The organism is Erwinia piriflorinigrans CFBP 5888 (assembly GCF_001050515.1).
Classification (GTDB): Bacteria; Pseudomonadota; Gammaproteobacteria; order Enterobacterales; family Enterobacteriaceae; genus Erwinia; species Erwinia piriflorinigrans.
Genome location: NZ_CAHS01000013.1, coordinates 148,989 through 173,118 on the forward strand (window position 1 = coordinate 148,989; position 24,130 = coordinate 173,118).

General features: G+C 52.4%; 26 protein-coding genes, 1 other RNA gene, 2 pseudogenes and 1 other annotated feature. Of the genes and pseudogenes, 17 read left to right on the plus strand and 12 right to left on the minus strand.

Annotated features, from left to right (window positions below; all coding sequences use genetic code 11):
* Positions 1-43: 43 nt before the first annotated feature.
* Positions 44-601, plus strand: a complete 558-nt coding sequence (locus EPIR_RS05130; protein WP_023654244.1) for a YbaY family lipoprotein — start codon at positions 44-46, stop codon at positions 599-601.
* 25 nt (positions 602-626) lie between these two features.
* Here the strand turns inward: EPIR_RS05130 and EPIR_RS05135 are convergent, their stop codons facing one another.
* Entirely contained in the window at positions 627-941 is a 315-nt protein-coding gene (locus tag EPIR_RS05135) for an MGMT family protein (RefSeq protein WP_023654245.1), read from the minus strand.
* A 133-nt stretch (positions 942-1,074) separates the two neighbouring features.
* Between EPIR_RS05135 and ffs the strand changes: the two genes are divergently transcribed.
* Positions 1,075-1,171, plus strand: an RNA gene (gene ffs, locus EPIR_RS18040) — signal recognition particle sRNA small type.
* Positions 1,172-1,238: 67 nt separating this feature from the next.
* Here ffs and EPIR_RS05140 read toward each other — a convergent pair.
* From EPIR_RS05140 to EPIR_RS05150, 3 genes are all read right to left on the minus strand, one after another.
* Entirely contained in the window at positions 1,239-1,457 is a 219-nt protein-coding gene (locus EPIR_RS05140) for an HHA domain-containing protein (protein WP_012442201.1), read from the minus strand.
* Positions 1,458-1,486: 29 nt separating this feature from the next.
* Complete coding sequence (gene tomB, locus EPIR_RS05145; protein ID WP_023654247.1) at positions 1,487-1,867, minus strand: Hha toxicity modulator TomB; 381 nt, start codon at positions 1,865-1,867, stop codon at positions 1,487-1,489.
* A gap of 144 nt (positions 1,868-2,011) precedes the next feature.
* Positions 2,012-2,365 (minus strand): hypothetical protein, encoded by a 354-nt coding sequence (locus EPIR_RS05150; RefSeq protein WP_023654248.1) that lies wholly within the window; start codon positions 2,363-2,365, stop codon positions 2,012-2,014.
* Between the two features lie 409 nt (positions 2,366-2,774).
* On the opposite strand from EPIR_RS05150, the gene EPIR_RS05155 reads away from it, so the two are divergent.
* From EPIR_RS05155 to EPIR_RS05165, 3 genes are read left to right on the plus strand one after another with little or no spacing between them, the layout of a single operon-like run.
* The gene (locus tag EPIR_RS05155; RefSeq protein WP_023654249.1) at positions 2,775-3,464 is read left to right on the plus strand and encodes a metal ABC transporter ATP-binding protein; all 690 of its coding nucleotides are present in this window, start codon (positions 2,775-2,777) and stop codon (positions 3,462-3,464) included.
* Positions 3,461-4,324, plus strand: a complete 864-nt coding sequence (locus EPIR_RS05160; protein WP_023654250.1) for a metal ABC transporter permease — start codon at positions 3,461-3,463, stop codon at positions 4,322-4,324. The genes EPIR_RS05155 and EPIR_RS05160 overlap by 4 nt, the downstream gene beginning before the upstream one ends.
* Before the next feature lie 2 nt (positions 4,325-4,326).
* A complete protein-coding gene (locus tag EPIR_RS05165) occupies positions 4,327-5,205 on the plus strand; it encodes a metal ABC transporter substrate-binding protein (RefSeq protein ID WP_023654251.1) in 879 nt (292 codons plus the stop codon).
* A gap of 104 nt (positions 5,206-5,309) precedes the next feature.
* Here the strand turns inward: EPIR_RS05165 and ykgO are convergent, their stop codons facing one another.
* From ykgO to EPIR_RS05185, 4 genes are all read right to left on the minus strand, one after another.
* Positions 5,310-5,453: a type B 50S ribosomal protein L36 gene (gene ykgO, locus EPIR_RS05170; RefSeq protein ID WP_023654252.1), complete on the minus strand. Its 144-nt coding sequence runs from the start codon at positions 5,451-5,453 to the stop codon at positions 5,310-5,312.
* Positions 5,454-5,462: 9 nt separating this feature from the next.
* On the minus strand, positions 5,463-5,723 hold the full coding sequence (locus EPIR_RS05175; RefSeq protein ID WP_023654253.1) for a type B 50S ribosomal protein L31: 261 nt from the start codon (positions 5,721-5,723) through the stop codon (positions 5,463-5,465).
* A gap of 140 nt (positions 5,724-5,863) precedes the next feature.
* The gene (gene acrB / locus EPIR_RS05180) at positions 5,864-9,010 is read right to left on the minus strand and encodes a multidrug efflux RND transporter permease subunit AcrB (protein ID WP_023654254.1); all 3,147 of its coding nucleotides are present in this window, start codon (positions 9,008-9,010) and stop codon (positions 5,864-5,866) included.
* A gap of 16 nt (positions 9,011-9,026) precedes the next feature.
* Positions 9,027-10,220, minus strand: a complete 1,194-nt coding sequence (locus tag EPIR_RS05185) for an efflux RND transporter periplasmic adaptor subunit (RefSeq protein ID WP_023654255.1) — start codon at positions 10,218-10,220, stop codon at positions 9,027-9,029.
* A 140-nt stretch (positions 10,221-10,360) separates the two neighbouring features.
* On the opposite strand from EPIR_RS05185, the gene acrR reads away from it, so the two are divergent.
* The gene (acrR, locus tag EPIR_RS05190) at positions 10,361-10,999 is read left to right on the plus strand and encodes a multidrug efflux transporter transcriptional repressor AcrR (protein ID WP_048696959.1); all 639 of its coding nucleotides are present in this window, start codon (positions 10,361-10,363) and stop codon (positions 10,997-10,999) included.
* Between the two features lie 7 nt (positions 11,000-11,006).
* Here acrR and rsmS read toward each other — a convergent pair whose 3' ends face one another.
* The 3 genes from rsmS to priC form a co-directional block, all read right to left on the minus strand.
* A complete protein-coding gene (gene rsmS, locus EPIR_RS18045) occupies positions 11,007-11,156 on the minus strand; it encodes a pleiotropic regulatory protein RsmS (protein WP_023654257.1) in 150 nt (49 codons plus the stop codon).
* 39 nt (positions 11,157-11,195) lie between these two features.
* Positions 11,196-11,441, minus strand: coding sequence for a GlsB/YeaQ/YmgE family stress response membrane protein (locus EPIR_RS05195; protein WP_048697023.1), 246 nt, complete (start codon positions 11,439-11,441; stop codon positions 11,196-11,198).
* Positions 11,442-11,547: 106 nt separating this feature from the next.
* Complete coding sequence (gene priC / locus EPIR_RS05200) at positions 11,548-12,084, minus strand: primosomal replication protein PriC (RefSeq protein ID WP_023654259.1); 537 nt, start codon at positions 12,082-12,084, stop codon at positions 11,548-11,550.
* A 66-nt stretch (positions 12,085-12,150) separates the two neighbouring features.
* Between priC and EPIR_RS05205 the strand changes: the two genes are divergently transcribed.
* From EPIR_RS05205 to htpG, 6 genes are all read left to right on the plus strand, one after another.
* On the plus strand, positions 12,151-12,528 hold the full coding sequence (locus tag EPIR_RS05205) for a DUF454 family protein (RefSeq protein WP_023654260.1): 378 nt from the start codon (positions 12,151-12,153) through the stop codon (positions 12,526-12,528).
* Positions 12,529-12,681: 153 nt separating this feature from the next.
* Entirely contained in the window at positions 12,682-13,233 is a 552-nt protein-coding gene (apt, locus tag EPIR_RS05210; protein ID WP_023654261.1) for an adenine phosphoribosyltransferase, read from the plus strand.
* 227 nt (positions 13,234-13,460) lie between these two features.
* Positions 13,461-15,386, plus strand: coding sequence for a DNA polymerase III subunit gamma/tau (dnaX, locus tag EPIR_RS05215; RefSeq protein WP_023654263.1), 1,926 nt, complete (start codon positions 13,461-13,463; stop codon positions 15,384-15,386).
* Positions 14,725-14,786 (plus strand) — a sequence feature (DnaX frameshifting element). (Overlaps the previous gene by 62 nt.)
* Before the next feature lie 58 nt (positions 15,387-15,444).
* Positions 15,445-15,774, plus strand: coding sequence for a YbaB/EbfC family nucleoid-associated protein (locus tag EPIR_RS05220; protein WP_023654264.1), 330 nt, complete (start codon positions 15,445-15,447; stop codon positions 15,772-15,774).
* Positions 15,774-16,379 carry a recombination mediator RecR gene (recR, locus tag EPIR_RS05225; protein ID WP_023654265.1) on the plus strand — a complete coding sequence of 202 codons (606 nt, stop codon included), beginning with the start codon at positions 15,774-15,776 and terminating at the stop codon, positions 16,377-16,379. Before EPIR_RS05220 ends, recR begins: the two co-directional genes overlap by 1 nt.
* Positions 16,380-16,485: 106 nt before the next feature.
* Complete coding sequence (gene htpG / locus EPIR_RS05230; RefSeq protein ID WP_193387536.1) at positions 16,486-18,354, plus strand: molecular chaperone HtpG; 1,869 nt, start codon at positions 16,486-16,488, stop codon at positions 18,352-18,354.
* Positions 18,355-18,486: 132 nt separating this feature from the next.
* On the opposite strand, the pseudogene EPIR_RS18050 reads toward htpG, so the two are convergent.
* Positions 18,487-18,794, minus strand: a pseudogene (locus tag EPIR_RS18050) (type 2 periplasmic-binding domain-containing protein); the annotation flags it as partial.
* Positions 18,795-19,279: 485 nt separating this feature from the next.
* Between EPIR_RS18050 and EPIR_RS05240 the strand changes: the two are divergent.
* The 5 genes and pseudogenes from EPIR_RS05240 (at position 19,280) to EPIR_RS05260 (ending at position 24,056) form a co-directional block, all read left to right on the plus strand.
* On the plus strand, positions 19,280-20,155 hold the full coding sequence (locus EPIR_RS05240; protein WP_023654269.1) for a DUF6024 family protein: 876 nt from the start codon (positions 19,280-19,282) through the stop codon (positions 20,153-20,155).
* Between the two features lie 18 nt (positions 20,156-20,173).
* A pseudogene (locus tag EPIR_RS05245) lies at positions 20,174-20,844 on the plus strand (DMT family transporter); the annotation flags it as partial.
* Between the two features lie 94 nt (positions 20,845-20,938).
* Positions 20,939-21,583, plus strand: coding sequence for an adenylate kinase (gene adk, locus EPIR_RS05250; RefSeq protein WP_023654271.1), 645 nt, complete (start codon positions 20,939-20,941; stop codon positions 21,581-21,583).
* 117 nt (positions 21,584-21,700) lie between these two features.
* A complete protein-coding gene (gene hemH / locus EPIR_RS05255; protein ID WP_023654272.1) occupies positions 21,701-22,660 on the plus strand; it encodes a ferrochelatase in 960 nt (319 codons plus the stop codon).
* A 91-nt stretch (positions 22,661-22,751) separates the two neighbouring features.
* Positions 22,752-24,056, plus strand: coding sequence for an inosine/guanosine kinase (locus tag EPIR_RS05260; RefSeq protein WP_023654273.1), 1,305 nt, complete (start codon positions 22,752-22,754; stop codon positions 24,054-24,056).
* Positions 24,057-24,130 lie beyond the last annotated feature (74 nt).

Consider the following 24,130-nt stretch of genomic DNA (forward strand, 5'->3'; position numbering starts at 1 on the left):
GCAATGTTTTGCCGTATGCACTGAGTTTAAGGAGAAATGATTGATGAAAATCTGGCAAGTATTAAGTGGCGCAGCACTGGCCGTTGCCATTTCGGGTTGTGCCGATAAAAGCACCAAGGTGCCGACTCCAACACTGGGATCTCAGGTTGCCGGGCAGTCATCGACGCTGAGAATGCCTAATGTGAGCGGTACGGCATGGATCCGTCAGAAAGTGGCTCTGCCACCCAATGCCGTACTGACGGTGACGCTTTCTGATGCTTCACTGGCGGATGCTCCATCCAAAGTTCTGGCGCAGCGTGTGGTGCGCACCGAAGGCGCACAGGCACCTTTCCGCTTTATCCTGCCATTCAATCCCGCAGACATTAAACCACAAGCCCGCATTCTGTTGAGTGCGGCCGTAACGGTAGATGGCAAGTTATTGTTTATTACCGATACGGTGAAGCAAGTTGTCACCGGCGGTGTTACGCGTCAGGATTTGACGCTGATCCCGGTTCCTTCCGTCGCCATCCCGACCCAGAGTGGGGCTGCAACGGCTGTGCCTCCGACGTCGCCAACTCAGGTGGCCCCGTCATCGAGCGTGCCTGCACCCACGTCGATTTAACCTTAGCGCCCCGTAAGGGGCGCTATCACAGTTGCCAGCGATAGCGCTGCAAACAGACCTTGCCCTCTTGAGAAACCTCGATATTTTCGCTTAGCAGTGCGCTGCGCTGTCTGTCAAAATCTTCACCGACCAGCGATATCTCACCTTTACGATTAATTACCCGGTACCAGGGAAGTTGGCTGCCTGCAGGCAACCGTTTCAGTACCCCGCCGACCTGGCGGGCAGCGCGCGGTGAGCCAGCCTGACGGGCGACATCGCCGTAAGTTGCGACCGAGCCATAAGGGATAGCGGCGACAATGTGCCAGATTCGTTGTTGAAAGCTGTCTGCTTCTAAACTCATGAAGGCTCCGTGCGGGGGAGTAAGCGGGATATCGTGCAAGAAAACAGCGGTCGCCCGGAGGTGGCTTGCAATTGGCGGGGGCTTCATTGATAATGCCTGCGTTCTGGTTATCCAGAGCACTCAATGGGGGCCCTGTTGGTTCTCCCGCAATGCTAATTTGTGAACTCGGTCAGATCCGGAAGGAAGCAGCCGTAACAGATGACGCGTGTGCCGGGATGTAGCTGGCAGGGCCCCCACCCAATTCTGCCGTTGCCAGCTTCTTCCCGTCTTATCTCTGCTAATCAAACCCTTTTATGTTTAACGGACAAACTTCCATACGGCGACCGGGACTTTGTCGTACAGTTTATTCATAGTGAGTTCGGCAAGGCGGTGATCGGCAGCTGAATAAAATACAGCAAGTTCATCATCAGATAATTCGTACTTGTTCTTTTCAATCACTCGCTCCAGCGTGTCGATTGAACGACAACGTCTGAGGCGCATGAGATAATCCGTTTTTGTGAGAAGTTTTTCAGTCATTATTAAACCGTAGAAAGAGTTATGGGCTGCTAAAATGAATGGCTTGCCTGATTTTGGCTCATTACGCATTCTTTAGCAAAGATGTTAAATAAAAGTTTTGCTGATTTTTGCCAGCGTTGTAAGTCCTGAATGTTGATACCGTAATTGCTGAAAAGCATAAAAGTGTCGTCCATAAACTCATCAATCTGACTTATCAGATCGGCGTCTTCTACATGCTTGATTTTGTAATTCATTGTGAAGGCCGCAATATGCTCTATCAGCTCGTTAAGCTGTAGGTTGAACGCTGAAGTCGGGTCATTAACCCAGCCGTGGTGGCTGTCGCCCAACGTCGCTAAACCTTCATCATAAAGGTTTTCACATAAGAATTTCAGCTGCGCAATATCATGCCTTCTCGGTGAGTATTCGTCCATCTTTTTCCCTCCATAGCTCGCTAAACATACCATTAAGCTGCACTTTTAAACTTATTGTGCCAGGAATTGATAATTATGATGCGACTATGAAAATATTACAAAATATAACCTGGTATAAATCATCTGTGTGGAAGTGACTCAATATTACAATTCGTCTGACATCGTTTGACGGTCGTTATCAACAAAGTCGAACACCAGTTCATTAGGATTATAGCTAAAATTGACCGACTGGTTGGTTGTCTCAAAGGCATCTATATCCAAACAGGCATTGAACAAGTTCCAACGAAAGCTGTAGTTCATTTTATAACGCGATTGCCCTAGATGTTCCAGGGAAATAATTCTGATAGTGTCGGGAACATATCGCGCATTAGATGAATACCAATCAAGAGAACCTACAAGTTCAGTCGCTATTTTGGGAATTATCTGTTCGATTGCTGACATTAATTCTATCGGGTCGACATCACTTTGACTGTACTTTACGGGTAAAGTTTTGTGCATTTTTTCCTCAGAGGGTTAATTTTTCTTAACCAGGATAATTGCTATGCGCGGTGAAAATGCCAATCAAGTAATTACAGTATAGCCTGTCATCATGATTTGGCGGCTAAATATTGGTCATCAGCATCTTTTGCGCCACCTGTATAAATGAGTGGCTGAATTCCCTTTATATATTATCGGAGAGGGGAGACAAAACTGGAGTCATAATTAGATACATTTTACTTTTATCGACATCATCATTCCTGAGTTATCCTATTTGTATGTTATAACATACCAATTTGGCTATCATGACCACTTCTTCCTGCTTTTTACGCTTCGGTACATGGCTTAGCAGCCCGGCCTGGCAGCGCCTTGTCTTAATTTTGCTTCCAATTATGCTGCTCGCTACGCTGACATGGTGGGCGATCAACGGATGATGGTGCTGAATCAACTTGTTGTTGGTTACCAGCAGCGTGGCGTAACGCCGCCTCTGACCGGTGAGTTTTCACGGGGCAGCATGACGGCGTTGATAGGCTCCAATGGCTGTGGAAAATCAACGCTGCTAAAAACCATATGCGGCATATTACCACCTGTGAGTGGCTCGATAGGCCTGTCGGTTCCATCCCCGTCCATAGGTTGGCTGCCGCAGCACGCCGAAATTGAAAAAAACTTTCCTGTTACCGTATTTGACCTGGTGGCGATGGGCTTCTGGCGGCGCTGTGGATGGCTACGCGGCCTCAGTCGGCAGCAGCGGTTACAGGTGATGTCCGCACTTGAGCGCGTCAATATGTTGTCTTTTGCCACTTCTGCCCCCGGCACCTTATCTGGCGGGCAATTACAGCGAGTGCTCTTTGCCCGCATGCTGGTGCAAGAGGCTGAACTTTTACTGTTGGATGAACCCTTCACCGGCGTGGACAGCGACACCATTGAACTGCTCCTGGCATTGCTGGCCGAACGACAGCATGCGGGAAATACGCTAATTGTCGTGCTGCACGATATGGCCAGAGTGGCTCGGCATTTTCCGCAGGTATTGCATATGACACAACAGTGCGGCGAATGGTACTGCCCGGTACACGGCGTCAGCGCGTCTGATTTAACCCGTGGTGCAGAGGTTGGCATATGACGGTGATCCAGCCATTTATCGAGTTTGCGTTTATGCGCCGTGCGCTTGTGGCCTGTATTGCTCTGTCGCTTAGCGCAACGCCTCTTGGGGTTTTCCTACTGTTACGCCGTATGAGCCTGGTTGGCGACGCATTGTCGCATGCGGTGCTGCCGGGCGCTGCAATTGGCTATCTGCTATCCGGCTTATCGCTGGTGGCGATGGGAATAGGTGGGGCCATTGCCGGTCTGACGGTGGCGCTGTTGTCAGGTGCCGTCAGTCGTTACACCCCACTGCGCGAGGATGCCAGCTTTGCCGGTTTCTATCTCGGCTCTCTGGCACTTGGCGTAACGCTGGTATCGCTGCGGGGTTCCAGCGTGGATCTGCTGCATGTGCTGTTCGGTTCCCTGCTGGCGGTGGACAACCCCTCCATCGTCCTGGTGAGCAGCGTAAGCGGCTGCACGCTGCTGATTTTAGCGCTGATTTATCGCCCGCTGGTGATTGACGCTTTCGACGCAAACTTTTTGCGCGCGCAAAGTCGCTGGGCCTCGCCGCTGGTGCACGCTGTTTTCCTGGTGCTGGTCGTGATCAATCTGGTCGCCGGATTTCAGGTGCTTGGTACGCTGATGAGCGTTGGCTTGATGATGTTACCAGCCGCCAGCGCCCGGTTCTGGAGTCGCCAGCTTCCTGGCACCCTGGGCGCGGCGATGATCATTGCCAGCATAGCCAGTTTCGGTGGGCTGATCGCCTCGTTTTATCTCTCACTACCGGCCGGACCTGCTGTGGTGCTCGGGGCGGCAATCCTGTTCTTTATCTCTATTTTGATCGGCCCTTGTGGCGGCATATTTGCCGTCAGCAAAAGATTTTCTATGGCAAAGGAGTAAATATGAAAAAGTTAACGATAGCGATGGCCTTGTCAGCATTAATTACCACCCCGATGGCGATGGCGCAGACGGTACAGGCCGTGGCCAGTTTTACCGTGCTGGCAGATATCGTTAAGAATGTGGGGGGGGAACATGTGGTGGTGAAAAGTCTGGTAGGGCCGAATGGCGATCCGCATAGTTTTGAACCGACGCCAAAAGATAGCCAGGCTCTGGCACAGGCGGATGTTGTTTTTGTCAGTGGCTTGGGAATGGAGGGATGGATGGACCGTCTGATCTCTGCGTCCGGCTATAAAGGCCGAACCGTCGTTGCGTCCTCCGGTATTGAAACCTTGAAGATGGAGGAGGAGGGGCAGACGATCACCGATCCCCATGCATGGAACAGTATGCACAACGGTGTTACCTATGCCACTAATGTGATGAATGCGTTGATTGCCGCCGATGCGCAAGATGCAGACTATTTCCGCCGCCACGGTAGTGCTTATATTGAACAGTTAAAACAGCTGGATGGTTGGGCGCAGCAGGCATTCAGCGCTATCCCACCGGCCAAACGAAAAGTACTTACCAGTCACGATGCCTTTGGTTACTTTGGTCAGCGCTACGGGGTGAAATTCCTGTCACCCGTCGGCTTTTCAACAGAATCTGAAGCCAGTGCTTCCGACGTTGCGGCACTGATCACTCAACTGAAGCATGAGCATATCCATGCCTGGTTTATCGAAAATCAAACCGATCCCCGCCTGGTGAAGCAAATTGCTGCGTCCAGCGGAGCCAAAGCGGGTGGAGAGCTTTATCCTGAAGCACTGACGGTTAAGGGCGGGGAGGCGGACAGTTATGCTGCTGCATTTCAACATAATGTCAAAGCGATGGTCGCCAGCATGCAGTAAAAAGGTAGCCCGACTTTGCTAAGAGCGTTAAAAAAGGGATAGCTTACACTATCCCTTTTTTTCAGCGTGATGCGGCGCGCATTAGGGCGCTATAACGGCATTTATCAGCGCTTTTTACCGCCTTTCCCCTGAACCGCTTTGAAACGCGGGTTACTTTTGCAGATCACAAACACGCGACCGTGACGGCGAACGATTTTGCAATCTTTGTGGCGTTTTTTGGCCGAAGCCAGTGAGCTAAGAACCTGCATCATATCTCCTTATTTTTTCATCGCGCCAAGAAAACTGCCAAATCTCTGATTGAAACGTGCAGCACTGCCTTCTTTGGCAAAATCTTTTTGTTTACCGGTATAGTAAACGTGTGAAGCGGAAGAGACATCCAGCGTGACGTAGGGCATTTCTTTACCCTCATACTGGACAGTTCGGTCAGTTTTAATGGTGGAACCCACGACAAAGTAAGCGTCTGCCGTTGTGTCATGGAACACAACCTGGCGGTAAGCGGGATGGATATCCTGTTTCATTCTAACTCCAATTGCAATGTTATAATATAACATTAGTATGCTCCGCAGATCCTTATATTGCAACCGTAGAAAAGCCTTGTTCAGGGCAAAAAAAAGAGGCCGCGCAGGGCGGCCTCTTATTTCATCACGACAGTTGTCGCTTAGTGCTTATTCACAGGATGGCTGTGTTCGACATCTTCTTTGTTCTTACTGAAGCGGCGACGCACCACCACGAAGAACACCGGCACGAAGAATATCGCCAGCACGGTTGCAGTGACCATGCCGCCCATCACGCCAGTACCTACGGCGTTTTGCGCGCCGGAACCTGCACCGCTGCTGATAGCCAGCGGCAGAACCCCGAGGATAAATGCCAGAGAGGTCATCAGAATCGGGCGTAAACGCATACGCACCGCTTCCAGCGTCGCCTCAATCAGGCCCTTACCTTCCTTATCCATCAGGTCTTTAGCAAACTCGACAATCAGGATGGCGTTCTTCGCCGATAGCCCTATGGTGGTGAGCAATCCAACCACAAAGTAAACGTCGTTGCTCAGCCCCCGCAGGGTAGTGAAGATCAGCGCACCGATAACTCCGAGCGGTACCACCAGCATGACAGAGAATGGAATCGACCAACTTTCATACAGCGCTGCCAGACAGAGGAAGACCACAATCAATGAAATGGCATAGAGTGCTGGAGCCTGGTTGCCCGATAAACGCTCCTGGTATGACATACCTGTCCAGTCATAACCGATACCGGTTGGCAGCTTACCTGCCAGCTCCTGCATCAGGTTCATCGCCTCACCAGAGCTTTTACCCGCAGCCGGCTGTCCTAACAGCTCCATTGACGGCAGGCCGTTATAGCGCTCAAGTCGTGGCGAACCATAAACCCACTGTGCGGAAGCAAAGGCGTTAAACGACACCATTTCGCCATTGGTGGCACGAACATACCAGTTACCAATGTCATTCGGCAGCATGCGGAATGGCGCTGCCGCCATCACGTACACTTTCTTGACACGGCCACGGTCGATGAAGTCATTGACGTAAGACCCCCCCCAGGCTGCGGCCAGCGTGGTATTGATATTAGATAACGATACCCCCAGCGCCTGAGCCTTTTCCTGGTCGATAGACAGTTTGAACTGTGGGGTATCTTCCAGGCCGTTCGGACGCACGCCGACCAGCGTATCCGGATGTTGAGCAATCATGCCCAGCAGCTGGTTACGGGCTGCGGTGAGTTTTTCATGCCCCAGGCCACCCTGATCGACCAGCTGGAAGTCGAAGCCGGTAGCGGTACCCAACTCAACGATAGCCGGCAGGTTGAACGGGATCACCATCGCATCCTTAATCGCCGAAAGTGCGCCCATGGCGCGCCCGGCAATTGCCGGAACTTTGTTCTCTGCGCCGGAACGCTCATCCCACGGTTTAAGGCTGATAAAGGCGATACCGGTATTCTGACCACGGCCTGCAAAACCGAAGCCGTTAACGGTAAACACGGAATTAACGTTCGCTTTTTCTTTATCCAGGTAGTAATCCGTGACCTGGTCCAGCACTTTTTGGGTACGTTCCTGGGTAGCGCCAGCAGGCAGCTGCGCCATCGTCAGGAATACGCCCTGATCCTCTTCCGGTAAGAAGGAGCTGGGCAGACGCAGGAACAGGAAGGCCATGCCCACCACGATCAGCAGATAGATCAGCAGATAACGACCGGAACTGCGCACGATGTGACCCACGCTGTCGGTATAATGATGAGTGCTCTTGTCGAACATACGGTTAAACCAGCCAAAGAAGCCGGTGGTTTTACCATGTTCGCCTTTAGCGATCGGCTTTAGCATGGTGGCACAAAGTGCCGGGGTCAGGATCAATGCAACAATGACCGAAAGCACCATCGCAGAAACAATGGTAATCGAGAACTGGCGGTAGATAACGCCGGTGGAGCCTCCGAAGAAGGCCATCGGAATAAATACCGCTGACAGCACCAGTGCGATGCCGACCAGCGCGCCCTGAATCTGGTCCATCGATTTGCGCGTGGCTTCTTTCGGCGGCAGGCCCTCTTCGGCCATCACTCGCTCGACGTTTTCCACCACCACGATGGCGTCATCCACCAGCAGGCCGATGGCCAGCACCATCCCGAACATCGTCAGGGTGTTTATCGAATAGCCGAAGACATTGATAATGGCAAACGTACCCAGTAAGACCACCGGCACGGCAATCGTTGGGATCAGCGTGGCGCGGAAGTTCTGTAGGAACAGGTACATCACCAGGAACACCAGTACGATGGCTTCTACCAGCGTTTTAACCACTTCATTAATTGAAATTTTAACGAAGGGAGTGGTGTCGTACGGATAGACAACTTTCAACCCTGACGGGAAGAACGGTTCCAGCTTGCCCAATTCCGCTTTCACTGCCGCTGCGGTATCCAGCGCGTTAGCGCCGGTCGCCAGCTTAATCCCCAGACCAGAGGCCGGTTTACCGTTGAAGCGGGCAATAATTTCGTAGTTCTCACCACCCAGTTCAATATGCGCCACATCACTTAGCCGCACGCGAGAACCATCGCTGTTAACCTTCAGCAGGATCTTGCCGAATTCTTCCGGCGACGTCAGACGCGTTTGTGCAATGATTGAAGCATTCAGCTGCTGGCCTTTCACCGGAGGTGAACCACCCAGTTGACCCGCCGCCACCTGGGCGTTCTGTGTGTTGATGGCGCTGATGACATCTACCGGAGTCAGCTGATAATTATTCAGCTTATGGGGGTCCATCCAGATACGCATCGCATATTGCGCCCCGAACAGCTGGGTATCACCCACACCGGTAACACGACTGATCGGGTCTTTAATGTTAGACCCAACGTAGTCGGCGATGTCGTTCTGCGTCATGGTGTCATTATCATTAATGAAACCGGCAACCATCAGGAAGCTGCTGGAGGATTTTTGAACCTTTATCCCCTGTTGTTGCACTTCCTGCGGCAGCAGAGGCGTTGCCAGCTGCAGTTTATTCTGCACCTGCACCTGAGCAATATCGGCATCAGTACCTGACTCAAATGTCAGAGTCAGCTGTAACGCGCCAGATGAGTCGCTGCTTGAGCTCATATACATCAGGCCGTCGATGCCGTTCATATTTTGTTCGATAACCTGCGTGACGGAGTCCTGCAGGGTTTTCGCATCGGCACCCGGATAAGCCGCAGTGACCTCAATTGCCGGTGGAGCAACATTAGGATATTGCTCAATCGGCAGTTTCAGGATCGACAGCGCGCCCGCCAGCATAATAATGATGGCGATAACCCATGCAAAGATGGGGCGATCGATAAAAAACTTAGCCATGTATCAGCGGCTCCTGTTAAGACTTGGGTTGTTCAGACTGCGCCGGAGTTGTTGCTTTGGCACTGTCGTCGCTGATTTCCTGTGGCGTCACCGCTATACCTGGCTTCACCCGCTGCAGGCCCGTGACAATGACGCGGTCCCCGGCTTTCAGACCGTCAGAGACCAGCCACTTATCACCTATGGCTTGATTTGCCGTCAGATTACGCACTTCAACCTTATTATCCGGGCCGACCACCATCGCAGTTGCCTGACCGGTTGGCGTGCGGGTGACACTCTGCTGAGGAACCAGCAGGGCATTCGGGTTGGTGCCTTCTTCCAGGCGTGCACGAACAAACATGCCCGGTAGCAGGTTATGATCTGGATTTGGGAAGATAGCGCGCAGAGTTATAGAACCGGTGGTCTCATCGACGGTAACATCAGAAAATTCTAATGTTCCGCTCTGAGCGTATTCGCTACCGTTCTGCAAAAGCAGCTTAACTTCAGCTTTGCCATTGGCCTGTTGTATCTTGCCGGAAGTCAGCTCGTCTCGCAGGCGCATAAAATCTTCACCAGGTTGCGTGACGTCAACGTAAATGGGATCAAGCTGCTGTACGCTTGCCAGCGCGGTGGTTTGCGCACTGGTGACTAACGCCCCTTCCGTTACTGAAGACTTACCAATGCGTCCGCTGATAGGTGAAGTCACTTTGGTATAGGCAACATTTATACGTGCTGATTCCAACGCCGCCCGCGCCGCCACCACGGCAGCAGCCGTCTGGCTTTGCGTAGCGGCAGCCGTGTCATATTCCTGCTGACTGATATATTTGGTACCCAGTAGAGGTTTATAGCGTTTCACGGTGGTTGCTGCGATCTGTGCGTTAGCCTGTGCCTGTGCCAGTTCGCCTTTAGCGCTATCGTATGCTGCCTGATAGGTCGCCGGGTCTATTTGATATAAAGACTCACCCGCCTTGATATCGCTGCCCTCAACGAAGTTGCGTTTCAAAATAATGCCAGAAACCTGTGGGCGAACTTCAGCGACACGGAACGACGAGGTACGACCTGGTAGGTCGGTAGTAATTTTAAGCGGGCCGCTTTTCAACGTCGTAATGCCCACTTCTGGAGCCTGCTGTTGTCCATTCTGCTGCGAGGCTTTGTTATCACACGCAGTGAGCACTAAACTGCCTGAAAGCATAATAACGGCCGTCAGAGGCGTTAACCCTCTGTTTTTTTTCATAAATAAACCTCGAGTGTCCGATATCGATTGTTCAATGGATCGCAAATCCATAAACCCATTGCTGCGTTTAAATTATGGTCGTGATAGGGTACATACATTCGCAAATGTATGTAAGTCTAACGCGTTGTAAATCATACCCCATGGCACGAAATACCAAACAACAAGCGCAGGAAACGCGCAATCACATCTTAGATGCTGCTATCAAGCGTTTCTCTGAACATGGCGTGGCTAAAACGTCACTGGCGGACATTGCCGCAGGCGCTGGCGTGACGCGAGGTGCAATTTATTGGCACTTCAAAAATAAAACCGATTTACTCAATGAAATCTGGGCTCAATCCGAGTCCGGTCTTTCGGCTCTGGAAATTGAGTATCAATCAAAATACCCTGGCGATCCACTCTCCGTGATGCGGGCGATGCTTCGGTATGTGTTTGAAGCAACCGTAACCGACCCAAGAAGACGCGCCCTGATGGAAATCATTTACCACAAATGTGAGTTTGTCGGTGAAATGACGACCCTCCAACTGATGCAGCAAAACCTCTATCTCGAATGTTATGAAAAGATAGAAGAGGTGCTGGCCGAGTGTATTGATGCAAAACAACTTCCTGAAAACCTGGATACTCGCCGCGCAGCGGTGGTCATGCGCGGTTATGTTAGCGGTATCATGGAAAACTGGCTGTTCATGCCTGAGAGCTTTGACCTGGCTACAGATGCCCCGCAGCTGGTGGAAACCCTGATCGATATGTTGACCCACAGCATAACCCTGCGCAAATCGGCCTGATGGCGGATTATGACTGCCCAGCGGCTTTTTGTTCAAAATCGCGCTGCACAATGGCCAGCGCGGCCAGCACGGTTTCCGGAGTAATGTGATTTTCTTCGAGTAGCATAATCAAATCGACGGCAAGTTTGACTTCTTCGGGCGCGTTTTCCAGCGACATAGGGTTTCCTTGTGAGGCGAAAAGCATGTGCTGCCTGTTTCAGATACGCAAAATTTTCACCATGCCGGTCATGATCAGCGCGCCAGCCAGTGCCAGCAGCAGGGCATGCGTGTCGATAGCCGTTAGCGAACCGTAATCGAAGTAACTACTGATATAACCGCCGATTAACGCCCCAACGGCGGCCAGTACCAGCGTGCTGACGCGATCGCCGGGTCGGCTGGGGAAAACGCACCAGGCCATAAAGCCCACCAGCAGGCCGATAACAATCCAGGAAAGCAGGCCCATCATCATGTTATTGCTGCTCCAGTGATAAAGCGCCATATTTCAGGCCGTGGGCGCAATGACAGCTCAGGTTTGCCACCGTCCAGCAACCGGGATGATTTTGGCTATCTTATAGCCCGCGTTCACGGTTTTCAATGGCGCGCTCAATTCGCTTCAGCGCCTGAAGACAGCGCTGTAAACGCCCCTCCAGTGCCGCCAGCTCACGCTGTAACTGCTGCTGCTGTATCAGCGTCTCCTGCTGTGCTAACAGGCTTTCACGATCGCCTATCATGGCACGCAGACGACGCTCAAAGTCCTGATGTTCTGCCAGCTTTTCGTATAAATTTTCTTTGACGGCAACCGGCCGGGCTTCACTACTGCGCATTTTTTGTGTGGCGATTTCACGTTGTAGCGCGCTTATCTGCAATACAACCCGTTCGGCCATCCATGCGACGCTCACGGTGCGGTTATCACTCACGCTTTGTGTAAGCTGTACCAAATTTTGACGGATTTCCAGCAAATAATCGCCAAGTCGGGTGCTGTGGCAGTGAAATAACTGGTGGTCAAAGCGCGCCTGTGTCGTACGCTTATTGGCATGAGGCTCTACGGCCTGTGCCAGCTTTTCAACCTGCTTTTCCAGCTGTTGCAATAAAACTGCGCTTTTCATTGGGTTCTCCCGGGCATTAATCCCGGTATGATACCTGACATCTGACTCTTTTTATGTGGGCGTGCCATGCAACGTTACCTCCTGATGACTCTGGGCTGGTTAGCTGTGATATTAGCCACTCTTGGCGTAATCCTACCGCTGTTGCCCACCACGCCTTTTTTACTGCTGGCCGCGTGGTGTTTTGCGCGCTCTTCACCGCGCTTCCATTACTGGCTGTTGCACCGTTCCGTGTTTGGCCGCTACCTGCTCTACTGGCAGCAGCATCACGCCATGCCGCCGGGCGCTAAGGGCAGGGCAGTCTTGTTTATTTTGCTCACATTTGCTTTTTCGCTGTGGATGGTCAACATTTTTTGGCTTCGACTTCTTTTAGTGGTGATTCTTTGCATACTGCTCATTTTTATTATCCGACTACCGGTGGCTGATGCAGGACAACAAAAGCCCTGATTTGCTGAATACGGTTGCAATTGTCCGGCGATTTGCATAGATTTGGTCGTTTTCGTGCGCGGCTTCCCCTCGACGTTTGAATTTCATGCAGCATTCATTGCCGCGTGGAGTGAAGCTGCGTGAGTCAGATTTGTATTTATCAGGCATAACATTATGACCGCGACTGCGCAGCAGCTTGAATTCCTTAAAAACAGTATCCAAAGCATCCCGGATTATCCTAAACCGGGCATCCTCTTTCGTGATGTCACCAGCCTACTGGAAGATCCGAAAGCGTATGCATTGAGCATTGAACTGTTAGTTGAACGCTATCGTCACGCAGGTATCACCAAGGTGGTGGGCACCGAAGCTCGTGGTTTCCTGTTCGGCGCTCCGGTCGCTCTGGGACTGGGCGTTGGCTTTGTGCCGGTACGCAAACCGGGCAAGCTGCCGCGTAAAACCTTTGCTGAGGATTACGCGCTGGAGTACGGCACCGATACGCTCGAACTACATTGCGATGCCATTCAGCCGGATGACGTCGTGCTGGTGGTCGATGATTTGCTGGCAACGGGTGGAACCATTGAAGCCACGGTGAACCTGATCCGGCGTGCTGGCGGCAGCGTAAAAGATGCTGCCTTCATGATTAACTTGTACGATCTGAGCGGCGAAGCGCGCCTGAAAGCACTGGGTGTTGAAAGCTACAGCCTGGTGAACTTCCCGGGCCACTGATCGGAATGGGGCAGCTTAGACCGGCCCCGTTTTTCTTTGCCCGGTTGTTCTTCCTTTCATCCCTCCTTATCTTCTCTGTCATGATGATTGTCTTCTGGCTGCCAACCGATGCACCAGGCGTGATAAAATGACAGGAGTAAGACGAGAACGGCGATTAACTGTTATAGTTGCCCGGTCTGGTTTACCACAACCTTAATACAATCTTTCCACTCGATGATGAAGTCTTAATGAGCTATCAGGTACTGGCCCGCAAGTGGCGTCCACAAGCGTTTACCGATGTTGTCGGACAGCAGCATGTGCTGACCGCGCTGGCTAATGGTTTGTCCCTTGGCCGCATCCATCATGCTTATCTGTTTTCAGGCACCCGTGGCGTTGGGAAAACGACTATTGCCCGCCTGTTGGCAAAAGGGTTGAACTGTGAAACGGGTATCACGGCTACCCCCTGTGGTCAGTGTGATAACTGCCGTGAAATTGAACAGGGGCGCTTTGTCGATCTGATTGAGATCGATGCGGCTTCACGCACAAAGGTGGAAGACACCCGCGATCTTCTGGATAACGTACAATATGCGCCAGCGCGCGGACGCTTTAAGGTCTATCTGATCGATGAAGTACATATGCTTTCGCGGCACAGCTTTAATGCGTTGCTAAAGACTCTGGAAGAACCGCCGGAACATGTTAAGTTCCTGTTGGCAACCACAGATCCACAAAAGCTGCCGGTGACTATTTTGTCACGCTGTCTGCAATTTCACCTGAAAGCGTTGGATCAGGAGCAGATCCGTGGTCAGCTGGAGCATGTTCTTCAGGCAGAGAAAATCGACGCGGAAACACGCGCGCTACAGCTGCTGGCGCGTGCCGCAGACGGCAGCATGCGTGATGCGTTGAGTCTGACCGACCAGGCTATTGCGATGGGGCAGGGCAAGGTCACGACGACTACCGTCAACGATATGCTCGGCACACTTGATGATGAACAGCCGCTGGCGCTGATCGAAGCGCTGGTGCATGCCGACGGCGCACAGGTGATGGCGCTGCTTAATCAGGCGGCCGCGCGCGGGGTCGAGTGGGAAGCGTTGCTGGTCGAAATGATCACGCTGCTGCACCGTGTGGCGATGATACAGCTGCTGCCTTCCGCGTTAAGTGATGACATGGCGGCTGTCGCCCAGCGGCTACGTGAACTGGCGCGGGTATTGCCCCCCGTTGATGTGCAACTCTATTATCAGACGCTGTTGATGGGGCGTAAAGAGCTGTCGTTGGCGCCGGATCGCCGCATGGGCGTTGAAATGACGCTATTGCGCGCGCTGGCTTTTCATCCAAAAGCGGTGATTGCCGAACCGATAGCGCGTCCGACGATGACGCCGCAGGCTGTTCCAGCGCCGGTGCCGGTGCAGAGTGAAACACGCAACGAGGCACCTCCTTCACCGCAGGCACCAACCGCTCAAGGGCTTTCGGACGCCACCAGCCAGCTTTTGCAGGCGCGAACGCAGTTGATGCGCCATCAGGGGGCGAGTAAGCCAAAAAAGAGTGAGCCGGCAGCGCAGAGTGCGCGGCCGGCAAGTTCGGCACTGGAGCGCCTGGCTGCGGTCAGCGAGCGCGGGCAGCGACGCCAGCAGCCGTCGGCAACCGAAGCCGCTCCGGTAAAACCAGAAGCCTATCGTTGGAAGGCGCAAAACCCAACTGAAGTGAAAGTGGAATCTTGCGCGACGCCCAAAGCCTTGCGCAATGCGCTTGAATATGAAAAGCACCCGGAGCTGGTGGTTAAGCTGGTGGCCGAATCGTTGGAGCGTGATGCCTGGGCGGCTGAAATTGCAGCGCTCACCATGCCTAAGCTGGTTCAGCAGTTGGCGTTGAATGCGTGGAAAGAGACGACTGAAAACGGCATTTGCCTGCATTTACGCTCTGCGCAGCGTCACCTGAATTCACCTTCAGCACAAAAAGCGCTGAGTGATGCCTTGAATATGGCCGGCGGATGCCCCATTGAATTAACAGTGGTGGAGGATGATAATCCGGCAGTGTTAACGCCACTGGAATGGCGGCAGAAAATTTATCAAGAGAAACTTGTGCAGGCGCGTCAGTCGATAAACTCTGATTTACATATTCAGACGCTACGCAAGTTTTTCGATGCTGAAATAGACGATGATAGTATCCGCCCTGTTTAACCCGCCACATCACACTATCAGGGAAGATGTGGCCAGAACTAATAGAGAGAGATAGCGTATGTTTGGTAAAGCCGGATTAGGGAACCTGATGAAACAGGCCCAGCAAATGCAGGAAAAAATGGCGCAGGTTCAGGAAGAGATCGCCGAGATGGAAGTCACCGGTGAATCGGGTGCAGGTCTGGTGAAAGTGACCATTAACGGCGCGCACAGCTGTCGTCGGGTGGAAGTTGATCCAACTCTGCTGGAAGATGACAAAGATATGCTGGAAGATTTGGTGGCTGCGGCCTTCAATGATGCGGCCCGTCGTATTGCAGAAGCACAAAAAGATAAAATGGCTTCGGTATCAAACGGGATGTCTCTGCCACCTGGCTTCAAGATGCCGTTCTGATGCAAACCAGCCCACTCCTCGAAACATTAATGGAGTCGCTGCGTTGCCTGCCAGGCGTTGGACCAAAGTCGGCTCAGCGCATGGCTTTTCAGCTGTTACAGCGCGATCGCAGCGGTGGAATGCGTCTGGCTCAGGCGTTGACGCGGGCGATGTCGGAAATCGGACACTGTGCCGACTGCCGTACCTTCACCGAACAGGAAATCTGTACCATCTGCGCCAACCCACGGCGTCAGCAGAATGGGCTGATTTGTGTGGTTGAAAGCCCGGCAGATATTCATGCCATTGAACAAACCGGGCAGTTCTCCGGCCGATACTTTGTGCTGATGGGGCATCTGTCGCCGCTGGATGGCATCGGACCCGGTGATATTGGCCTTGACCGACTGGAACAACGCCTGGAAAAGGAACCTATTCAGGAAGTTATCCTCGCGACTAATCCGACGGTGGAAGGTGAGGCGACCGCTAACTACATCGCCAGTCTGTGTGGACAGTACGGCGTGGATGCCAGCCGTATTGCTCATGGTGTTCCGGTAGGCGGTGAACTGGAAATGGTCGATGGCACCACGCTGTCGCATTCACTGGCCGGACGTCAGAAGTTCAAATACTGAGCAATTAAATGGCACGAATCCTTCGTGCCGTCTTGAAATTCCTTTTTACATCCCCATTTCCTATTTCAACGTTCATCAACCTGTTTTTATTGAGGTAGCAATGACCATGAAAGGACAAGAGACGCGTGGCTTCCAGTCAGAGGTGAAACAGCTTCTGCACCTAATGATTCACTCTCTCTATTCAAATAAAGAAATCTTCCTGCGTGAGCTGATCTCAAACGCCTCCGATGCCGCTGACAAGCTGCGTTTCAAAGCGTTATCCACCCCTGACCTGTACGAAGGTGATGGCGATTTGCGCGTACGGGTGGCGGTCGACAAGGAAAAACGTACCCTGACGCTCAGTGACAACGGCATCGGCATGCGTCGCGATGAAGTCATTGAAAATCTGGGAACAATTGCTAAGTCCGGCACCAAATCCTTCCTTGAATCACTGGGATCTGACCAGGCTAAAGATAGCCAGTTAATCGGCCAGTTCGGCGTAGGTTTTTACTCGGCATTTATCGTTGCGGACAACGTTTCCGTGCGTACCCGTGCCGCAGGTGCTGCTGTCGATGAAGGTGTTTTCTGGGAATCGGCTGGTGAAGGTGACTACACCATTGCTGATATTGAGAAAAGCGATCGCGGAACCGAAATCACCCTGCACCTGCGCGAAGGTGAAGACGAGTTCCTTGACGCATGGCGCGTTCGTAGCATCATTAGCAAATATTCCGACCATATCGCCCTGCCGGTAGAGATCGAAACCCATAACGAAGAAGATGACACCACCACATGGGAAAAGATCAACAAAGCGCAGGCGCTGTGGACGCGTAACAAGTCTGATATCAGCGAAGAAGAATATAAAGAGTTCTACAAACACGTTGCCCACGACTTTACCGATCCGTTGACCTGGAGTCACAACCGTGTAGAAGGCAAGCAGGAGTACACCAGCCTGCTATATATTCCGGCCCAGGCTCCCTGGGACATGTGGAACCGTGATCACAAACATGGTCTGAAACTGTACGTGCAGCGCGTGTTTATCATGGACGATGCCGAACAGTTTATGCCTAACTACCTGCGCTTTGTGAAAGGGCTGATTGACTCTAACGATCTGCCGCTTAACGTGTCGCGTGAAATCCTACAGGATAGCCGTATTACCCAGACGCTGCGTGGGGCGCTGACCAAGCGTTCACTGCAAATGCTGGAAAAAGTGGCGAAGGATGACGAAGAAAAATATCAGAAATTCTGGCAGCAGTTCGGTCTGGTGTTGAAAGAAGGCCCGGCGGAAGACAGCAGCAATGCAGAAACCATCGCCAAACTGTTGCGTTTTGCCACCACCAGCTTCGAAGGTGCGGCGCAAACCGTATCGTTGGAAGACTACGTCAGCCGTATGGTAGAAGGGCAGGAGAAGATTTATTACATCACTGCCGATAGCTACGCCGCAGCGAAAAGCAGCCCACATCTGGAGCTGTTCCGTAAGAAAGGCATTGAGGTCTTGCTGCTCTCAGACCGTATTGACGAATGGATGATGAGTTATCTCACCGAATTCGACGGTAAATCATTCCAGTCAGTCAGCAAGGCGGATGACTCGCTAAGTCAGCTGGCCGACGAAGAGACTGAAGAGCAGAAAGAAGCCGGGAAGGCGCTGGAGCCGTTTGTTGATCGAGTGAAAACGTTGCTGGGTGAGCGCGTGAAAGAGGTTCGTTTAACGCACCGCTTAACGGATACGCCAGCGATTGTCACCACCGAAGCCAACGAAATGACCACCCAGATGGCGAAACTGTTTGCCGCTGCGGGTCAGGACGTGCCGGAGGTGAAATATCTGTTTGAGCTGAACCCGGATCACGCTTTGGTAAAACGCGCTGCCGACACTCAGGATGAAGCACGCTTCGCCGAGTGGGTCGAGCTGCTGTTGGATCAGGCGCTGTTTGCCGAAAAAGGCACGCTGGAAGATCCGAACCAGTTTATTCGCCGCATGAACCAGCTGCTGCTGGCATAATCAGGCCCAGGGATCGGGTGTTTTTAGCTACCCGATCCCTCTATTTAAGCTGGTCGCCACAGAGCGACCACCTTCCATTGCACATTCATCCTGCCTTTCTGCTCATTCCACCATCGACGCCTCTTCAAGCAGTCAGCAACGGAATAGCTCAATGGTCTTTTCCGCTTGACGTGAGGCTTTAGTCATCATCCAGGTCGCGCGATCCGCCTCGGAAAAACCCAGTGGCGCAATCAGTGAACCGTCTAAAATCTCTTTTTTCACCAGCATCTGCGGTGTCATGATGATCCGGGATAGCCAGGGTCAGATTGTCAAAATGCGTTCCAGCCCAAAAATCACCCCGTGCTCCGGTTTTTTTCGCCCATTCAGACCAGGCGTTGAGTTTGGTATCGGCATGTAACAGCGTCAGGGTGGAAATTGGTTTCATAGTGAAAGCTGTGGCTGATGATGTCGTCCTGACTTATCTGCGCGAAAAAGTGCCAGTGACTTATAATATAGTGAGATATCTTGCTGGCGAAACGCTCAATTCCCCGGCATTGATTAACAGCACTGCAACCGGAGTTTGATTGAACAGTCGTGACGCGATCGGTGGATTATGTCATCCGGAGTTGAGATGAAAACAAGAGTGACATGTGCGGCGATTATCATTCGTTAGCGTTCGCTGTTACTGACCCGTAAACGGGGGAGCGATATTTTATTTCCCCCGGTGGCAAACCCCAGTCGGGAGAGGATCGTCTAAGCTGTCTGAAGCGCAGGCAATAGAGAACCCTCTCTATTTTGTTAAGATTATGGGTCAGCCGCGTGCGGATAATGAAATGGAAGAGATGACGTGGGTTAACTCTCGCCAACCGCCTTGCGATATTGCGGTCGGATCGATTTTGCGCAACAACGTTATGCCATTGTTATTTCAACAAGGGCTAATCAACTGATGGATGCCTCTTCCCTTTCCCCGCAGTTGCAGCAGGTGCATGGCGATCGGTTTTATAAGCGAGTTAATATGATAAAAAACGAACTTCGTGAAGAGCTTACGCGCATATATCAACTACATGATTACGATCTGTTCTTCGTCCAGTCGGTACGGGTTGGCCTGGTGATCCTTTCACATCTTTTCTATAAACAGGAAGCCGCATTGTGTCTGGCGAAGCATGCTCATTATCAACCCGTCTCAGAGCTGTTTAACTCATCTTTAGCGCATACCAGCGCGCCGGGCAGCGTGCCGATAATTACCCATGTTAATCCTTACACGGGGGAAGTTAACAGCCTGAAAGATTGCAAGGGTAAGGGCGTGGTTGATGCTTCTCATAGTTTTGCCACTCATCGCCACCGAGAGCTGATTGCAGAGAGTTCGGCGTTTGTCGCACCTTTACATAAACACGCTTCGCTAACCGTTGGGTTGGCAATTATTGCTCTGCGCTCTGAACACTTCAGCACGCTGATGCGTAGTGAACTGCGCCTGTTCGAAGAGTCCACCTCTTCAGATAAACCGTTGCAAGAGGCGCTGGAAAATGTGCGTAGCGGGAGCTGGCAGCCGTTTAACGTTGCTCAGATCCGCCAGCTAGAGGTAAAAAATGCGGCAGGAAGAGACTTTTGCTCAGTCAGCGCGCCCGACCTGCCATTTTGCTGCTTTCCAGTATCAACACTGAGTGCTGAACGGCAACAGCAGGTTAAGGAAGCGGGGGGCAGTTATTTCCCCCATACCAACACGGTGCGTTTGTCATGCTGGGTACGTGGCGATGGCAGCCAGCCGGTAGATATGACCGAACAGGTGAAACGGAATTTTATCAAACTGTGGGAGGAAAAATGAAAGCGTCCCTGGCCGTAGCTGTCCTTCTGCATCGCCTCTGCCCGTTTCGTTAATGCCCTGAACCGGGGTAACGTGGCGACGGTACTGGCGATCATCTCCGGTACGACATTTATGTCGGCGCTGATCTCTCGTGTGTTCTTCAAGGTGGCCATCGATCGCAGCGTCATGCTGGCAGCGTTGGCAGGTATTATCGGTGTGGCTACCGTCATGTCCGGGCGCGGCATGGGCCACAACGGCGAGGCTAACCTTTATGCGTTGGCAACGGCAATCTCAATGGCGCTGGCCTTTATCTTCAGTTCTCGCGTTAGCGGCGGAACGGTTGGGCTGCCTTCGCTCGCAGTGCTATTGGCCTCGGTACTGATCGTGCTGGTAAGCGGCCCCGATGTGGTCAGCGGGGTAAAAATGCTGTCGGCAGAGCAGGTTGGTTGGGTTATTGCCGAAGGCGCTCTGATTATGCCATTGGCGAGGGGGCTAATCACTTTATCAACCCGATTCGTCTCACCGACTCATGCCGGGCTGTTTTGACTGCTGGAAACGGCGTTAGCGCCGCTTTGGATGTATCTTTTTTTAGGTGAAATACCGATAATTCAAACAGTTATTGGGGGGTAATCATTATTATTACGGTGATTTCACAGTCGATATACGCCGGCCGTCAGGCGTCTGCAACGCACTGCTCCCCTGTGGCATAACCATGCCCTTCCTTGTGGAAAACGGGGCATAATGGTATGTTCGTGCCCTCAAATTAATGTGCTTATTAAAGCAATTCGCAAGGGGATTTACGCAATGCGTATTATTCTGCTCGGAGCTCCGGGTGCAGGAAAGGGGACTCAGGCTCAGTTCATTATGGAGAAATACGGTATTCCGCAAATCTCTACGGGTGATATGCTGCGCGCCGCAGTGAAAGCCGGTTCGGAGCTGGGTCAGCAAGCTAAAGAGATTATGGACGCCGGTAAACTGGTAACTGACGAATTGGTTATCGCGCTGGTCAAGGAGCGTATCGCGCAGGAAGACTGCCGCAATGGTTTCCTGCTGGACGGTTTCCCGCGCACGATCCCACAGGCTGATGCGATGAAGGAAGCGGGCATCAAGGTCGACAACGTGCTGGAATTTGATGTCCCTGATGAGTTGATTGTTGAGCGTATCGTCGGACGCCGGGTGCACACACCATCCGGCCGGGTTTATCATGTCACCTTCAACCCACCGCGAGTGGAAGGGAAAGACGACGTAACCGGCGAAGAGCTCAGCACGCGTAAAGACGATCAGGAAGAAACCGTACGTAAACGTCTGGTTGAATACCATCAGATGACGGCCCCGCTGATTGCTTATTACAGCAAAGAGGCGGCGGCGGGTAACACGGCTTACCATAAAATCGACGGTACCCGTAAAGTGACCGAAGTCAGCGCAGAGCTGGCTCATATCCTCGGTTAATGCTGTGAGCCAGGCCAGGCCTGGCTCGATTACAGCAATCGGTTCCACCCACGCCTTTTTCCGCTAAAATAGGTCAGGTTTACATCACTGACCCTGTCACTCAATCAAGGAATAGCAATGAGGCAAGATAAACCTGGCGTGCTGCTGGTGAACTTAGGCACACCTGATGCCCCAACCACTTCAGCCGTAAAACGTTATCTGAAACAGTTCCTCAGCGACAAGCGCGTGGTCGATGCGCCACGCTGGCTGTGGTGGCCGCTGCTGAATTTCGGTATTTTGCCCATCCGATCGCCGCGCGTGTCGAAACTGTACGCCTCGGTGTGGATGGATGAGGGATCGCCGCTGATGGTCTACAGCCAGCGGCAGCGCAATGCTCTGGCCGCGAGGCTGGATATGCCTGTTGCGCTGGGGATGAGCTACGGTAATCCCAGCCTGAAGAGTGCCATTGATAGCCTGATGGCCGAAGGGGTCACCCGGCTTATCGTACTGCCGCTCTATCCGCAATTTTCCTGTTCGACCGTGGCAGCGGTTTGGGATGGTATTACCCAGGTTTTCGCCGGCTACCGCAGCCTGCCATCGGTCCATTTTATCCGTGACTACGCGCAGCATCCGGCCTATATCGCGGCGTTGAAAGCCTCTGTCGAACGCTCATTTGCGCAGCACGGTAAGCCTGACCTGTTAGTCACCTCATTCCACGGCATTCCGCAGCGTTTTGCGGATGAAGGCGACGATTATCCACAGCGCTGCTATGAAACCTTTGAAGCGTTGAAAGCGTCTCTGGGGCTGGGTGATGATGAAGCGATGTTGACTTTCCAGTCACGCTTTGGCCGTGAGCCCTGGCTGATGCCCTACACCGATAAAACGATGGAATCACTGCCGGGCAAAGGCGTAAAACATGTGCAGATCATGAGTCCGGGTTTTGCGTCTGACTGTCTCGAGACCCTGGAAGAGATCAACGGAGAGAATCGCGAAATCTTCCTGCACGCGGGCGGCACGAGCTTTGAATACATTCCGGCGCTTAATGATGATGAAGCTCACATCACCATGATGCTTGAACTGGTGAATCAGTACCGCTAATTGTCTTGGGCTACTCCCGCCCAGAGACAATCCTGACAGGGTGCAATTGTGTTATCATTGCGCCCTGTTTCTCTGCCAGCAATCCGCAATCATGAAATTCCCCGGTCAACGTAAATCCAAACATTATTTCCCCGTCAGCGCGCGCGACCCGCTACTGCAACCGGTACAGCCGGAAAATGAAGCTGCCAGCAGCTGGATCGTCGGCATCGATCAGATCCTGGTCGATATTGAAGCAAAAGTAGATGACGAGTTTGTCCACCGCTATGGGCTGAGTATCGGCCATTCACTGGTCATCACCGATGATGTCGCCGAAGCGCTATACGGCGAACTGCAACGGGACAATCTTATTACCCATCAGTTTGCCGGCGGCACCATCGGTAATACCCTGCATAACTACTCGGTACTGGCGGACGACCGATCGGTGCTCCTCGGCGTAATGTGTAATAACGTGCAGATTGGGGGGTATGCTTACCGCTATCTGTGCAATACCTCCAGTCGTACCGATCTCAACTACTTACAGGGAGTGGAAGGGGCGATTGGCCGTTGTTTTACGTTGATCGGTGAAAAGGGTGAACGTACCTTTGCGATCAGTCCGGGAATGATGAACCAACTGCAGCCGGAAAGCATTCCCGAAGCGGTGATTGCCGGTGCTTCGGCGCTGGTACTCACCTCCTATCTGGTACGTTGCAGCCCGGGCGAACCGATGCCGCTTGCTACCATGCAGGCGATTAAATGGGCGAAAAAGCATAACGTGCCGGTCGTGCTGACGCTGGGCACCAAATACGTAATTGCGGATAATCCGCAGTTCTGGCGCGATTTTATCCGCGATCACGTCTCTGTCGTGGCGATGAATGAAGATGAAGCCTTTGAGCTGACAGGCGAACGAGATCCGCTTCAGGCGGCGAATGTAGCTCTCGACTGGGTTGATCTGGTGTTGTGTACCGCTGGCCCGAACGGATTGTATATGGCTGCATTTACCGAAGAGTCCGGTAAACGCGTGACCCAACATCCGCTGTTACCCGGTGCGATCCCTGAATTTAACCAATATGAATTTAGTCGGGCAATGCGCCGTCAGGACTGTAGCCAACCGCTGCGAATTTTTTCCCACATCGCTCCTTATATGGGCGGGCCGGAAAAGATCATGAATACCAACGGGGCTGGCGACGGTGCACTGGCGGCGGTGTTACACGATATTACCGCCAATAATTTCCATCGTGCTAACGTCCCCAATTCCAGTAAACATGCGCGTAACTATCTGACCTATTCTTCACTGGCGCAGGTATGCAAGTACGCAAACCGCGTCAGTTATCAGGTACTGAACCAGCACTCCCCCCGTCTGACGCGCGGCCTGCCCGAGCGTGAAGACAGCCTGGAAGAGTCGTACTGGGAACGCTGATATTTATCGACATGTACAGGATGATTAACCATTTCCTGTACATCACTCTTTTACCCGGAGAAGCATTGCCTACT